The sequence below is a fragment of the Venatorbacter sp. C2-1 genome (assembly GCF_022832715.1).
GTDB lineage: Bacteria > Pseudomonadota > Gammaproteobacteria > Pseudomonadales > Oceanobacteraceae > Venatoribacter > Venatoribacter alkanivorans.
Genome location: NZ_CP094879.1, coordinates 3,310,857 through 3,323,185, shown reverse-complemented (window position 1 = coordinate 3,323,185; position 12,329 = coordinate 3,310,857). Strand labels below are relative to the sequence as shown.

The following is a 12,329-nucleotide window of genomic DNA, read 5'->3' as shown; positions in this document are numbered from 1 at the left end:
ATGCAATTAATTAACGTAGCCGAAACCGTTGTTCACGGTGCCGATCTGCAGCGCGCAATCAAACAATTTGGCGGTGAACCACAGCAGTGGTTGGATTTATCCAGTGCGGTCAGCCCTTATTGTTGGTGGTCTGAACGCGGGCAGGGGTTATCCTGCCCGGCGCAGTTTATTCACGATTTACCCGGCATTCAGCCTGACTTAAACCGTGCAGTCCGCACCTATTATAGCCATGACGGTTTGCTGGTTCCCGGCAGCCAGCGCGCCATTGCGGAATTACCCGGCTGTTTCAGTCGTGGCAATGTGTGGATTCTGGCCGGTACCTATGGTGAACATGCATTGTGCTGGAAAAAAGCCGGGCATTCTGTGTATGAAAAAACCGCAGACGATATTCGTCAGGCATTTAATGCGGCTACCGATAACGACCACGAATTACCCGATATGCTGGTGCTGGTTAATCCGGGAAACCCCGGTGGTGAACGCTTCAGTACTGCTGAATTGCACGGCTGGGCTGAACAGTTACAGCAACACCAACTCCAGGGGTGGTTATTGTGTGACGAAGCCTTTATGGATTGTACGCCAGACGACAGCCTGTTAACCCGGACGCTGACGGATAATATGCTGGTATTACGCTCGCTGGGGAAATTTTTTGGTCTGGCGGGGCTGCGTATTGGTGTGGTGTTTGCCGCGGCCGATGTGCTGCAGAATCTGGCCAACAGACTCGGCCCCTGGCCGGTGGCCGGACACAGTCTGTGGCTGGCACAGCAGGCGCTGAGTGATCATCAGTGGATTGCCCGGCAGCGTGTGCGTCTGAAAAAAAATCATGAATTAATGGCGCAGTGGCTGAACGGTTTTTTTCTGGCAGGGGAAAGTGATTTATTTTTTACCCTGAAATTTTCCGATGCCGAGCGGGTTCAGACTTTTTTAGCCGAACGCTATATATGGAGCCGCTGCTTTAAACAGCAGCAGTTAATCCGCCTGGGATTGGTGGGCGATGATGCCTGTAAACAACAACAGCTACAGCAAGCGCTGAATGAGCTGAGAGAATTCCTTTTATGATACTGAATACATTACGGATACCAGCTACATTAATCGTGCTGTCTTTCTGCAGCTCTGTGCTGTTTGCTGCGGCAGAGAAAAATCCGGAAAGTCCGGTTGCTATGCACAGCAAAGCATTCAGTCTGACCGACGATGCCGGTACGGTGCATCATTTTTCACAGCCGGCACAGCGCATTGTCAGCCTGATTCCGCACAGCACCGAACTGTTGTTTGCGGTGGGTGGTGGTGATGCCATTGTCGGAGCCGTGCAGTATTCGGATTACCCGGAAGACGCAAAAAGTATTCCACGCGTTGGTGGCTATTCGGCCCTGAATATCGAAGCCATTGTGGCCCTTGAGCCTGATCTGATTATCGCCTGGCCGGAAGGCAATCCGACCCGCGATTTGTCGCGCCTGAAGCAACTCGGCTATGAAATATTCGTCAGTGATCCGAATACCTACGAAACCATCGCCCGTAATCTGGAAAACTTTGCCACGGCGTCTGGCCATAAAGCAGAAGGCGAAAAGGTAGCGGCCGATTTCCGCCATCAGGTGGCGCAGTTACGGGCGCAGTATTCCGATAAAAAGCCATTAACGGTTTTTTATCAGGTCTGGCATCAGCCATTATTAACTCAGAATGGCGATACCTTTATTTCCCGTGCTATTGAACTTTGCGGTGGCCGTAACGTGTACGCCGATCTGGATATTAAAGCGCCTCAGGTCAGTATCGAGTCGGTGCTGGAAATGAACCCGGATGTGATTGTAGCCAGCGGCATGGGCGAAAGCCGCCCCGACTGGTTAGACGCCTGGGGGCAGTACCAGCATCTGACGGCGGTTAAAACCAGCAGTCTTTATCATATTCATCCGGATTTATTGCACCGGCCGACGCCGCGTTTTTTACTGGGTACCCGTCAGTTGTGCGAAGCCATGGAGCAAACGCGGAAAAAGCAGCAAACCATGGCTGATTAAGGCCGGGTATACATTGTCAGTCTGTTTCGCGCCGCTGTCTGATCCTGATGCCGCAGATCAAGAGGCCGGCAGCACTTTTCCGCTACACTGCGCTTAACGTTACTGGTGTGGTGCTCTGTCGGGCACAGCTTAGCTGACGATAAGCGGAGACTGATATGTTGGAAATCTTCACCCGTCTGGCCGACTGGTTGGTATTCGATTTAGCGGGCTTGTCGGCCCAGAGTAAGTGGGGCGATGCGCTGCACTTCTTTGTTGAAGACGTCAGTAAAATCTTTGCCCTGTTACTGCTGATGATTTATATCATCGCGCTGCTCAGAGCCTCGCTGAATGTTGAGCGGGTGCGCGATTATCTGGCGCGCAAACATACCGGGCTGGGCTTATTACTGGGCTCGGCCTTTGGTGCCATTACGCCGTTCTGCTCCTGCTCCAGCATTCCTGTTTTTCTCGGATTTACTTCTGCCGGTATTCCGGTGGGTATTACCATGGCATTTCTGCTGACGTCACCGCTGATTAATGAAGTGGCCGTACTGTTGCTGATGAGCCTGCTCGGCTGGAAATTCACGCTGCTGTATATCGTTACCGGCATGGCCGTCGGCGTAGCCGGTGGTCTGGTATTGCATTTGTTAAAAGCCGAACGCTGGCTGCAGCCTTTTGCCGCCCGTGCTTACAATCAGGCGCAACAGGCCGGTTATACCGGAATCGCGACCGCCGGCAGTATGACTCTGAAAGAACGTCATGAATTTGCCAAAGAAGAAATGACCGATATTTTTTCCCGCGTATGGAAGTGGGTCATCTTAGGCGTGGGGCTGGGCGCCGGATTGCACGGTTTTGTGCCCGATCAGTGGGTATCTGACACCTTGGGGCAGGGAGAATGGTGGTCTGTACCGGCTGCGGTACTGGCGGGTATTCCGCTGTATTCCAACGCCACCGGGGTGATTCCGGTGATGGAGAGTCTGATTACCAAAGGCCTGCCGGTGGGTACTACGCTGGCGTTTTGTATGAGCACGGTTGCCGCCAGTTTTCCCGAATTTATCCTGCTGAAACAGGTCATGAAAATCCGTCTTCTGGCGCTGATTTTTCTCATGCTGCTGGTGGCTTTCACCCTGATTGGTTGGGTATTGAATGCGCTCACTCCCTATCTGTAAAAAGTCATAGTCGTGGCTAAGGAGCAATAATGAAAGTGATTAAAGTGCTGGGCTCAGGATGCAGTAAATGCGAAAAAACTGCGCAATCAATCAGCGCTATCGCCGCAGAAAAACAAACAGAAATTGAATTAATTAAAGAAACCAGCCCGGAAGCCATGATGAATTATGGCGTTATGCGTACACCGGCGGTGGTGGTGGATGAGCAGCTGGTACACAGCGGCTCGATTCCACACCGTGAGGATATTGAAAGCTGGCTGCAATAACACAGCCAGCCTTATGGGCCTGAGTGATTATTCTTCCAGCTGTGCGCGCAGCATCCAGGCGGTCTGCTCGTGAATGGCCAGCCGCTGGGTTAATAAATCAGCGGTCGGTTCGTCGGATGCTTCCTCCACCAGTTTAAACAGGCTGCGTGCTGTGCGGGCGGTGGCTTCGTGGCCATCGGCCAGAATGCGGATCATCTCTGTGGCCTTTGGCGGCACCTGTGGGGCATCCGGCAATGATGCCAACTTGGCAAACTGTGCGTAGGAACCCGGTGCCACATGGCCAAGCGAACGGATGCGTTCGGCAATCGGATCGACGGCGTTCCACAGTTCGGTGTACTGGGTCATAAACATGGCGTGCAGGCTGTTGAACATCGGCCCGGTAATGTTCCAGTGAAAATTATGGGTGGTTAAGTACAGCGTATAGGTGTCGGCCAGTAAGCGGCCGAGTCCCTGGCTGATGGCTTCACGGTGTTCGGCACTGATGCCAATATTGACGGTGGTCATAAGCTGCTCCTGCGGTTGCTTTGATAAAAGTAGTCTTTTTGCCTCGCTCTTAACCGAGCGTGGTATCCAAAATCATCATTAAGGCAAAACCGGTCATTAATCCCAGTGTGGCGACGGTCTGGTGGCCGTTGCGGTGTGTTTCCGGAATCACTTCATGGGACACCACAAACAACATAGCACCAGCGGCCAGTCCAAGTCCGATCGGATAAGCGAGTAATAACCCGCCGCCCAGGCTTACGCCCAATAATGCTCCGACCGGTTCCAGCAAACCGCTGCCTGCGGCAACCAATACCGCAAACAGTGGGCTGAAGCCGGCGGCGCGCAGTGTGAGCGCAACCGCCAGACCTTCGGGAATATCCTGCAGGGCGATGGCCGTCGCCAGTGGCAGACCCACGGTTAAATCGCCCTGGGCAAAGCTGACACCTACGGCCATGCCTTCCGGCAGATTGTGCAGAGCAATGGCGAACACAAATAGCCAGGCTCTGCCGCAACGTTCATGGCCCGGGCCACAGGGGCCGGTTTTGTCGTGCTCATGCGGGGTAAATTCATCCAGCCCGAGCATCAGCGCCACGCCCATAAACATGCCGAACACCACAATGAGTCCGCCCTGTGTGGCGCTTTGCAATAACTCCGTACCGGCTTCAATGCCGGGTAACAGCAGCGAAAATGCTGAAGCGGCGAGCATCATGCCGGCGGCAAAGCCGAGCATGGCATCTTCCGCAGCCTGCGGGATTCTTTTCAGCATTAAGGCGGGTAAAGCGCCCAGCGCGGTGGCGATAAAGCCGGCGCTGCCACCCAACAAGGCATAACGGCCGAACAGGCTGCTGTCGGTGGTCAATACCTGAATCAGACTCTGCACCAGCAACACGCTGACCAGTGCCAGTGCCGCCGCCAGTGCTGCGGCTATATAAGGGTGCTCAATCGCATGCTGGCGGAAAATCGCCAGCCATTGGTTGCTGGAGCGTTGGCTTATGTCCATGAAAACCTCACTGAGCCGGAGTCTGTTGTTTGAATCCCCCTATTGTAGAGTGGCTATTCATAGAAGCTATTTTATTAAAATGATACGTTCATAAGTTTTTAACTATGAGTCGGAGCGGCTGGCGCTGCACAGGTTGCTGCTGGCCACAAAGGCAGCGTCGGGCCACCGCTCTGATGTTGCTGCACCTGACTCAGGGTTACGCTGCTCAGTTCCGGCAGCCATTGCCGCAGGTGCGTGAGGTGCGGGTCATACAGTTCCAGCTGTTTGTTGAGGTTAAAACAGCGCCCGCCGCGCGGGTCCTGGCCGCAACCGGCGATATAGGCCCAGTTGCCCCAGTTACTGGCGACATCAGCATCGATCAGGTGTTGCTCAAAGAAGCGTGCGCCAAGGCGCCAGTCGAGTTTCAGTTCATGGATAAAAAAGCTCGCCAGCCACTGACGCATACGGTTGGAGCTGTAGCCGGTGTGGATCAGCTCACGCAGGCCGGCATCGATCACCGGATAGCCGGTGCGCGCTTCACACCAGGCTTGCCAGCGTGTGTCAGCGAACGGCTGAGGTGCGGGGTTACGGAACAGCGCAGATCCTTTGAGGCGCAGCGCCCAGTGAAAATACTCGCGCCACAGCAGTTCTTTTTTCAGCCAGCTATTGTGTTCGCTTGCGCCATGCAGACTCTCCCAGCGCACAATATCGGCCCATACCTTACGCACCGATAATGCGCCCCAGGCTAGCCAGGGACTGAGCTGGCTGGCAAAGCGGCTGCCGGCGTAAGGATTGTCAGCCTGACTGAGCGGCGCCGTGCAGAGCTGGTTGCGTGTATCACGGTAGTGACGAATGGCATTTTCCCGCCCCAGATAGGCCGCAAGATGGCGTAATCCGGCGTCTTCGCCGCCATGAAAGGTTGTTGCCGGAACGCGCCCGGCCCAGGACGGCACCTGATGCAGCTGATGATCCGGCCACTGCACGGCGGCTTTGAGCGGTGCTTCGAGGGGATTGGCACTGAGCATGGTGGGCGGCAGCGGCGCGGCTATAGCGCCGGGTAAGCCGTGCTTATCGAGCCAGCGGCTGAAGGCGCTGTAGCTGTCGGGCCAGTTGTCTGAGCTGAGCAATTCCGCCAGCTGTTGCTGGCTGAACAGCGTCTGGGTTTCGTAGGTGCTGACCGGTGCAAAAGCGGCAATGGCATTCAGCCAGTGTTCTTCTTCCGGCGCCTGGGCGACGCTGGTGTGCAGGTGAAACGGCTGTTGGGCATACCAGTCACGCAGCAGGCTGACCGGGTCACCGCCGAGCAGGCTGAGGCGGATATTCTGCTGATACAGGCTGCGCTGCACATCAATCAGACAGGCGCGCAGGAAGCGGGCCCTGGCCAGTCCCAGCCGGGTCAGGCCCGGATATTCTGCCGTCGGCTGCTGCCAGTGTTGCGGCAGAATAAACACCACCGCCATACCCGGGCATTCGCCCTGAGCGGCCAGATGCTGAAAAACAGGATGGTCGTGCAGGCGCAGATCGTTGCGCAGCCACACCAGATTGATGGGGCGGGACGTCATCAGAATTCATCCTCCACGGAAGCGGCGGCGCATATATTGGCCGGTGTTTTTTGTGCCCTGTGTTTGCAACCTTTGCTGCAGTACTTCACGTAGTCCCAGCTGCGCGCCCATTTACGCCGCCAGCAGAACGGCCGGCCACAGTGCGCACAGGCTTTGACCGGCAGGTTATGGGGGTTACGGAAGCCATTCAGCAGGCCCATGGTTACAGAGTCTCCAGATGGATCAGACAGTGTTCCGCCCGGGCCAGAATCGCCTGTTGTTTGGCCGCAGCCATGCGGTCGTAACTGCGGTACATCATGGCCATGCGTGGATTGGCGGCGAATTGCCCGCGGTGGCGGATTAAAAAGTGCCAGTACAGGCTGTTGAACGGGCAGCTGTCGGGCTGCTCGCTGGTTTTCACGTTGTAGCGGCAGTGGCCGCAGTAGTCTGACTGGCGGGCAATGTAACTGCCGGAGGCGCAGTAGGGTTTGCTGCCCAAAAGGCCACCGTCGGCGTGCATCATCATGCCCAGCGTATTCGGTAATTCCACCCAGTCGTAGGCGTCGGCGTACACGGCCAGATACCAGTCGCAAATCTCTTGCGGGCGGATTCCGGCCAGCAGGGCGAAATTACCCGTCACCATTAAGCGCTGAATATGGTGCGCGTAGGCGTTAGCGAAGGTGGTGCGGAAGCACTCACTCATGCAGTGCATCTGCGTTTTTCCAGTCCAGTAAAACCAGGGGAGAGCACGCTCGTTGTGCTGGCTGTTGCGGGTGGCGTACTCCGGCATAAAGGCCCAGTAAATACCGCGCACGTATTCGCGCCAGCCGATGATCTGGCGGATAAAACCCTCCACCGCCGCCAGCGGCGCCTGACCATGGTAATAAGCGGCTTCGGCGGCTTTGCACACTTCCAGCGGGGTCAGCAGGCCGCAGTTGAGGTAGGGCGACAGCAGGCTGTGAAACATAAAATCGGCGCGTTCGCCCAGGCTGTTGTGGCTGACCATGGCGTCCTGATAACGTCCGAAGTGCGCCAGACGGTGCTGAATAAAGTGCTGCAGCGCAGTGAGTGCCTGCTTCCTCGTAGTCGCCCAGCGGAAGGGCTGCAGCTGGCCGGGGTGGCGGTTGTCTGGCCCGGAGAAGCGGGTGCTTACCAGTTGCAGTACGTCGCTATCGATGGCATCGCGAGTAAAACTGAGCTGCGCCGGTACCGGTATTTCGCCCTTATAGGCCGCGCGGTTATCGGCATCGAAATTCCATTGCCCGCCGACGGGCTTGTCACCGTCCATCAGCAGACCGGTTTTGCGCCGCATATCGCGGTAAAAGTATTCCATACGCAGCTGTTTGCGGCCGGCAGCCCAGTGCGCGAAGTCGGCGGGCGGGCAGATAAAACGGTCGTCTTCAAATACGCTTACCGGGACGCCAAGCGTTGCTGACCACTGATTATCCATCGCTGTTTGCAGGCGATATTCTCCGCAGCGTGTCAGCATCAGGCCACTGCATTGCTGTTCCTGCAGGGTTCGGCGAACGACATCGAGCAGGCTGTGGTCATTATCCGGTGCATCCAGCGGACGGTAGATTACGGTCCAGCCGGCACGGCGCAGCTCCTCGGCAAAATGGCGCATAGCCGAGAACAGCAGGGCAATTTTCTGCACATGGTGGGCAACGTAGGTGGCTTCTTCAGCGACCTCGGCCATTAACAGCACGTCCCGCTGCGGATTCAGTGCGCGCAGACTGGCCAGTGATGAGCTCAGCTGATCGGCGAGGATAAGACCCAGATATTTCATTAGTTATACAAAAATCTGTTTATGTATAATTAGTGTATAGCTTTTTATGTGTATTGCCAGTGGAGACTCATCCGCTGCAGGTTATTTTTTGTTGGCCATCAGGGCGCTGCAGCGGCTCAGCTATGCTTATCGGGCAGCGGCATATCGGGGGTTTATATGCTCAACACACGTATTCAGCATGGCGAATTTGTACTCAGTACCAACGGTAATATTCTGGTTGCCCGTTTGTCCGGCAGCTGGAATGAAGAAGCGGCCAGAGCCTTTGACCGTCACTTCCGCGAACATGCCGCCGGGCTGGCCTCTGCGCCCTGGGGACATATGGTTTTACTCGATGACTGGCAGTTAGGCGTGCCGGAAATGGGGCCGGTGATTGAGGCGCTGGTGCACTGGTGTATTGATAATGGTCTGCGGCGCGCAGCTCATGTGTACCAACCATCGCTACTGAAAAAACTGCAGCTTGAGGATTTGGTCACCGGCTCTGAGCAAGGTTTTCAGCGCCGGGCGTTCAGCAGTGTTGATGTGGCTCTGGCCTGGCTGAAAGAAGAAGGGTTTGAACTGAATGATGAACTGGACCCGTTGTTAGGAGTCGACAGCCATCAGGGCAGATCATAACTCTGGCGGATCGCACGGATCACTTCCGGGTTCTCACGCATAAAGCGGTCGAAGCGTTCAATCAGGCGGGGATGACGGATACTGGAAAGGTGGTAAGCATAACGGTAGGGGGCAATGTCTTTCAGCATGGTCAGTTGCAGCGGTTGTGTACGCCTGGCGGCTGCTTCCTGTGCTACCCGGACGTTGAAGTAGATACCGTCGATGCGACCGGATTCGAGCATTTTCAGCAGCTGCTCCATCCCCGTGACTTCGGTCAGGGCGATATCTCCCCGACTCAGGGCAGAGCTGATGCCCGGTGTGGTAAATCCCATAATGGTGCCGACATTGCGCACCGGTCCCTGGTGATCGTTGAGTATCATTACGGCTTCACTGACCTGGAATACCGGCTGACTGTAGTGAATGGTGAGGCCGGCTTTCAGGTTTTCTGACCACTGTGGATTATCGGGAAATTTGAAGTCGAGCTGGTTATGAGTGAACTGCAGAAACAGGCGTGGCACCGGTAACGGGTGATAGTCGGCTAACAGGTGCGCATCGGCGAGAAAAGCATCCAGCAGATCACGTGCCATGCCGCTGTAGCGCTCATCCTGCATATGGTAATAGGGAGCGTAGTCGGTGGTTTCTACGCCGATCAGCAGGGTGTCCGGTGCTGCATTTGCCGATACCGGCGCGAACGCCTGATTGCCTGCCAGCGGCCCGGCGGTAGCGGTCAGTGTCAGGCAGCTCAGTATGAGCAGGCACAGATGCAAAACAGTATTCATATATTGGTTATTTGTTAGCCAATGTATCAGAAGATTAGCAGAAATATGTGTCCGGACTCATAACTGAGCATGACTTTAATCCGCCAATCGCCACCGTCTGTACTTACGGACTTTCCTCGCCCTGTGTGGCCTTCTATGATGCTGGCCTTTTTCCTGCCGGATACCCTTGCATGAGCCTGATGCCCGACTCGACTTCACAACGCCACTGGCACCTGTTCTGCCGGGTGATCGATAACTTTGGCGATATTGGCGTGTGCTGGCGTCTGGCGCGGCAACTGCACCAGCAACATGGTCAGCAGGTAACGCTCTGGGTGGATGACCTGAGCAGTTTCCGCGCGTTATGCCCGGCGCTGGATTGCTCTCTGGCAGAGCAGCAACAGCAGGGGATTGTGATCCGGCACTGGGCTGAAGATTTTCCACTGCTCAGCCCGCAGCAGACCGGTGATGTGGTGATTGAAGCCTTTGCCTGTGAGTTGCCGGAAAGCTATATCGCAGCCATGCAGCAGCGTGAGCGCACGGCCTGCTGGATCAATCTGGAATACCTGAGCGCCGAAGACTGGGTGCCCGGTTTTCACCTCAGTCAGTCGCCGGTACACGGGCTGAGCAAAACCTTCTTCTTTCCCGGTTTTGTTCAGGGCACCGGCGGCCTGTTGTGCGAACCGGAACTGGCACTATTGCCACAACAGATGGCCGAAAGTGCGGCACGTCAGGCGTTTCTGAGCAGCTTTGGTCTGGCGCCTGTTCTGGCAGATTGTGCGCTGCAGATCAGCCTGTTTGCCTACGAAAATCCGGCCCTGGCCGGTTTGCTGGATGCGCTGCAGGCCTGGCCGCAGACAGTACACCTGCTGGTTCCGGCAGGACGGGTATCGGCGGGGCTGGATGACTGGCTGGGTGAAACGACGCGGGCCGGGCACACCTATCAGCGCGGCAGACTGAGTATTTCGCTGCTGCCATTTATGTCACAGCCACAATACGACCAGCTGCTGGCCATGTGTGATCTGAATCTTGTGCGCGGAGAGGAATCCTTTGTCCGTGCGCAGATGCTGGGCAAGCCTATGTTGTGGCATATCTACCGCCAGGAAGAAGATGCGCATCTGGATAAACTGGAGGCCTTTCTTGGCCTGTATTGTGACCGCAATAACCTGTCAGACCGCGTGCTGGCTGAGCATCTGGTGGGGGCATTCCGGCACTGGAATCAGGCACCGGAGAGTGCGTTGACAGCAGGCGCTGAGGCGCATGAACACTGGCACGGGCTGCTGCAACAGCTGCCAGCATGGCAGACCCATGCTGTTGCCTGGCAACAGCAGCTACAGGCGCTTGGCGACCTTGCATCAAATCTCGTGCATTACGCCACGGATCGGGTATAGTGCAGCGCATTTTTAACGACTGATATCCGGTAATTCTCTATGAAAACTGCTAACGAATTTCGTGCCGGTCAGGTACTGAGCCTGAACGGTCAGGCATGGGTTGTCCTGAAAGCTGAATTCAACAAATCCGGCCGTAACGCCGCTGTTGTAAAAATGAAACTGAAGAACCTGCTGACCGGTGCGTCGCAGGAGCCGGTTTTCAAGGCTGATGACAAGCTGGAACCCATCATTCTGGAACGCAGCCAGGTAACCTACTCTTACTTCGCAGATCCGCTGTACGTGTTTATGGATGAAGAGTACAACCAGATCGAAGTGGAAAAAGAAAACCTGGGTGACACCCTGAACTTCATGACCGACGGTATGACCGACGTATGTGAAGCGGTTTTCTACGAAGGCAAAGCCATCAGCATCGAGCTGCCTACCACCATCGTCCGTACTGTGTCTTACACCGAGCCTGCGGTTCGTGGTGACACCTCTGGTAAAGTGATGAAAATGGCCACTCTGGAAAACGGTTATGAACTGCAGGTTGCTGCGTTCGTTGAAATCGGTGATGCCATCGAAATCGATACCCGTACCGGTGAATTCAAAGGCCGTGCAAAAAACTGATTGGTTTTTGCGTGCATAAAAAAAGCTGCTCCGGCAGCTTTTTTTATGTCTGTCTGAAAAGGACGGGTGTTGTTTTTCAGCTCATATAATAGGTGCGGATCGTCAGTTTTCCGAAGGCATGGTCACACATTTTTTCGTGTACCCGCATATCGGCTGGCAGATTATGGTAGGCCGCTTCGGTCAGCAGAATTTCCCAGGCAGCGGCGGTGTCTTCTCCCAGCTTGCTGGCTTCATTAACCGGGTCGCCGAAAATTTCGCGGTCGTGAAAATTCAGCAGCTCACCAAAGGCAATACCTGCGGCAATTTCAATATCGTGATGCTGCGGAAATTGCTGATTATCCTGCTTCAGACGCTGACGGATTTCGCGCAATGCATTCAGGGCAGAAGCGCTGTCGGCAAATAATACAAAGGCATCGTCAGCCACGTATTTAATCAGCGTACCATTAAACTGTGTGGTAACGGCTTCAACGATATCCTGCATACGCTGAATTAATGTCAGGTAATAAACAATGCCTTTTTCTTTGGTAATGGCCGAGAAGCGGCTCATATCGGTAATTAATACCGCCGCGGTTGTGCCATAGGCCTGCCATACCGCCTGTGCCGATTCCGGGCAACCATGGCTTAAGTGATGTTGCTGCAGCAATTCTGCCAGCGGTGAGTGATCATTGACCCGCATTGCCAGTTCCTGATTTTTAGTCCCTTGCCTGATGTTAATCCGTCATGTTATTGCCGGATTCCGTGAGCGATAACAGCGCGTATTTTATTACATCAGCAGGCGTCTGTCCC

General features: G+C 55.3%; 14 protein-coding genes. 7 read left to right on the top strand and 7 right to left on the bottom strand.

Features of this window, described 5'->3' with window-relative positions; all coding sequences use genetic code 11:
* From MT343_RS14910 to MT343_RS14895, 4 genes are all read left to right on the top strand, one after another.
* Window positions 1-1,056: an aminotransferase class I/II-fold pyridoxal phosphate-dependent enzyme gene (locus tag MT343_RS14910; RefSeq protein WP_145466183.1), complete on the top strand. Its 1,056-nt coding sequence runs from the start codon at window positions 1-3 to the stop codon at window positions 1,054-1,056.
* Complete coding sequence (locus tag MT343_RS14905; protein ID WP_243989411.1) at window positions 1,053-2,003, top strand: cobalamin-binding protein; 951 nt, start codon at window positions 1,053-1,055, stop codon at window positions 2,001-2,003. The genes MT343_RS14910 and MT343_RS14905 overlap by 4 nt, the downstream gene beginning before the upstream one ends.
* Window positions 2,004-2,158: 155 nt before the next feature.
* Window positions 2,159-3,148: a permease gene (locus MT343_RS14900; protein ID WP_145466182.1), complete on the top strand. Its 990-nt coding sequence runs from the start codon at window positions 2,159-2,161 to the stop codon at window positions 3,146-3,148.
* 29 nt (window positions 3,149-3,177) lie between these two features.
* Complete coding sequence (locus MT343_RS14895) at window positions 3,178-3,411, top strand: thioredoxin family protein (RefSeq protein WP_145466180.1); 234 nt, start codon at window positions 3,178-3,180, stop codon at window positions 3,409-3,411.
* A gap of 27 nt (window positions 3,412-3,438) precedes the next feature.
* Here MT343_RS14895 and MT343_RS14890 read toward each other — a convergent pair whose 3' ends face one another.
* The 5 genes from MT343_RS14890 to MT343_RS14870 form a co-directional block, all read right to left on the bottom strand.
* On the bottom strand, window positions 3,439-3,915 hold the full coding sequence (locus MT343_RS14890) for a Dps family protein (protein ID WP_145466179.1): 477 nt from the start codon (window positions 3,913-3,915) through the stop codon (window positions 3,439-3,441).
* 49 nt (window positions 3,916-3,964) lie between these two features.
* Complete coding sequence (locus tag MT343_RS14885) at window positions 3,965-4,894, bottom strand: ZIP family metal transporter (RefSeq protein WP_145466177.1); 930 nt, start codon at window positions 4,892-4,894, stop codon at window positions 3,965-3,967.
* A 98-nt stretch (window positions 4,895-4,992) separates the two neighbouring features.
* Window positions 4,993-6,435 carry an FAD-binding domain-containing protein gene (locus tag MT343_RS14880; protein ID WP_222428429.1) on the bottom strand — a complete coding sequence of 481 codons (1,443 nt, stop codon included), beginning with the start codon at window positions 6,433-6,435 and terminating at the stop codon, window positions 4,993-4,995.
* Window positions 6,435-6,635: a DUF2256 domain-containing protein gene (locus tag MT343_RS14875; protein WP_145466176.1), complete on the bottom strand. Its 201-nt coding sequence runs from the start codon at window positions 6,633-6,635 to the stop codon at window positions 6,435-6,437. The genes MT343_RS14880 and MT343_RS14875 overlap by 1 nt, the downstream gene beginning before the upstream one ends.
* 2 nt (window positions 6,636-6,637) lie before the next feature.
* Entirely contained in the window at window positions 6,638-8,200 is a 1,563-nt protein-coding gene (locus MT343_RS14870; protein WP_145466174.1) for a cryptochrome/photolyase family protein, read from the bottom strand.
* A gap of 156 nt (window positions 8,201-8,356) precedes the next feature.
* On the opposite strand from MT343_RS14870, the gene MT343_RS14865 reads away from it, so the two are divergent.
* Complete coding sequence (locus MT343_RS14865; RefSeq protein WP_145466173.1) at window positions 8,357-8,812, top strand: hypothetical protein; 456 nt, start codon at window positions 8,357-8,359, stop codon at window positions 8,810-8,812.
* Here MT343_RS14865 and MT343_RS14860 read toward each other — a convergent pair.
* Entirely contained in the window at window positions 8,797-9,570 is a 774-nt protein-coding gene (locus MT343_RS14860; RefSeq protein WP_145466172.1) for a transporter substrate-binding domain-containing protein, read from the bottom strand. The genes MT343_RS14865 and MT343_RS14860 overlap by 16 nt on opposite strands.
* A gap of 170 nt (window positions 9,571-9,740) precedes the next feature.
* On the opposite strand from MT343_RS14860, the gene earP reads away from it, so the two are divergent.
* Both earP and efp read left to right on the top strand, forming a co-directional pair.
* Window positions 9,741-10,937: an elongation factor P maturation arginine rhamnosyltransferase EarP gene (earP, locus tag MT343_RS14855; RefSeq protein ID WP_186435743.1), complete on the top strand. Its 1,197-nt coding sequence runs from the start codon at window positions 9,741-9,743 to the stop codon at window positions 10,935-10,937.
* Window positions 10,938-10,976: 39 nt separating this feature from the next.
* The gene (efp, locus tag MT343_RS14850) at window positions 10,977-11,543 is read left to right on the top strand and encodes an elongation factor P (RefSeq protein WP_145466170.1); all 567 of its coding nucleotides are present in this window, start codon (window positions 10,977-10,979) and stop codon (window positions 11,541-11,543) included.
* Window positions 11,544-11,619: 76 nt separating this feature from the next.
* On the opposite strand, the gene MT343_RS14845 is transcribed toward efp, so the two are convergent.
* A complete protein-coding gene (locus tag MT343_RS14845; RefSeq protein WP_145466169.1) occupies window positions 11,620-12,219 on the bottom strand; it encodes an adenylate/guanylate cyclase domain-containing protein in 600 nt (199 codons plus the stop codon).
* Window positions 12,220-12,329 lie beyond the last annotated feature (110 nt).

Coding starts and splice junctions, on each gene's coding strand:
- MT343_RS14910 (WP_145466183.1), top strand. CDS start 1: ATGCAATTAATTAACGTAGCCGAAACCGTTGTTCACGGTGCCGATCTG.
- MT343_RS14905 (WP_243989411.1), top strand. CDS start 1,053: ATGATACTGAATACATTACGGATACCAGCTACATTAATCGTGCTGTCT.
- MT343_RS14900 (WP_145466182.1), top strand. CDS start 2,159: ATGTTGGAAATCTTCACCCGTCTGGCCGACTGGTTGGTATTCGATTTA.
- MT343_RS14895 (WP_145466180.1), top strand. CDS start 3,178: ATGAAAGTGATTAAAGTGCTGGGCTCAGGATGCAGTAAATGCGAAAAA.
- MT343_RS14890 (WP_145466179.1), bottom strand. CDS start 3,915: ATGACCACCGTCAATATTGGCATCAGTGCCGAACACCGTGAAGCCATC.
- MT343_RS14885 (WP_145466177.1), bottom strand. CDS start 4,894: ATGGACATAAGCCAACGCTCCAGCAACCAATGGCTGGCGATTTTCCGC.
- MT343_RS14880 (WP_222428429.1), bottom strand. CDS start 6,435: ATGACGTCCCGCCCCATCAATCTGGTGTGGCTGCGCAACGATCTGCGC.
- MT343_RS14875 (WP_145466176.1), bottom strand. CDS start 6,635: ATGGGCCTGCTGAATGGCTTCCGTAACCCCCATAACCTGCCGGTCAAA.
- MT343_RS14870 (WP_145466174.1), bottom strand. CDS start 8,200: ATGAAATATCTGGGTCTTATCCTCGCCGATCAGCTGAGCTCATCACTG.
- MT343_RS14865 (WP_145466173.1), top strand. CDS start 8,357: ATGCTCAACACACGTATTCAGCATGGCGAATTTGTACTCAGTACCAAC.
- MT343_RS14860 (WP_145466172.1), bottom strand. CDS start 9,570: ATGAATACTGTTTTGCATCTGTGCCTGCTCATACTGAGCTGCCTGACA.
- earP (WP_186435743.1), top strand. CDS start 9,741: ATGAGCCTGATGCCCGACTCGACTTCACAACGCCACTGGCACCTGTTC.
- efp (WP_145466170.1), top strand. CDS start 10,977: ATGAAAACTGCTAACGAATTTCGTGCCGGTCAGGTACTGAGCCTGAAC.
- MT343_RS14845 (WP_145466169.1), bottom strand. CDS start 12,219: ATGCGGGTCAATGATCACTCACCGCTGGCAGAATTGCTGCAGCAACAT.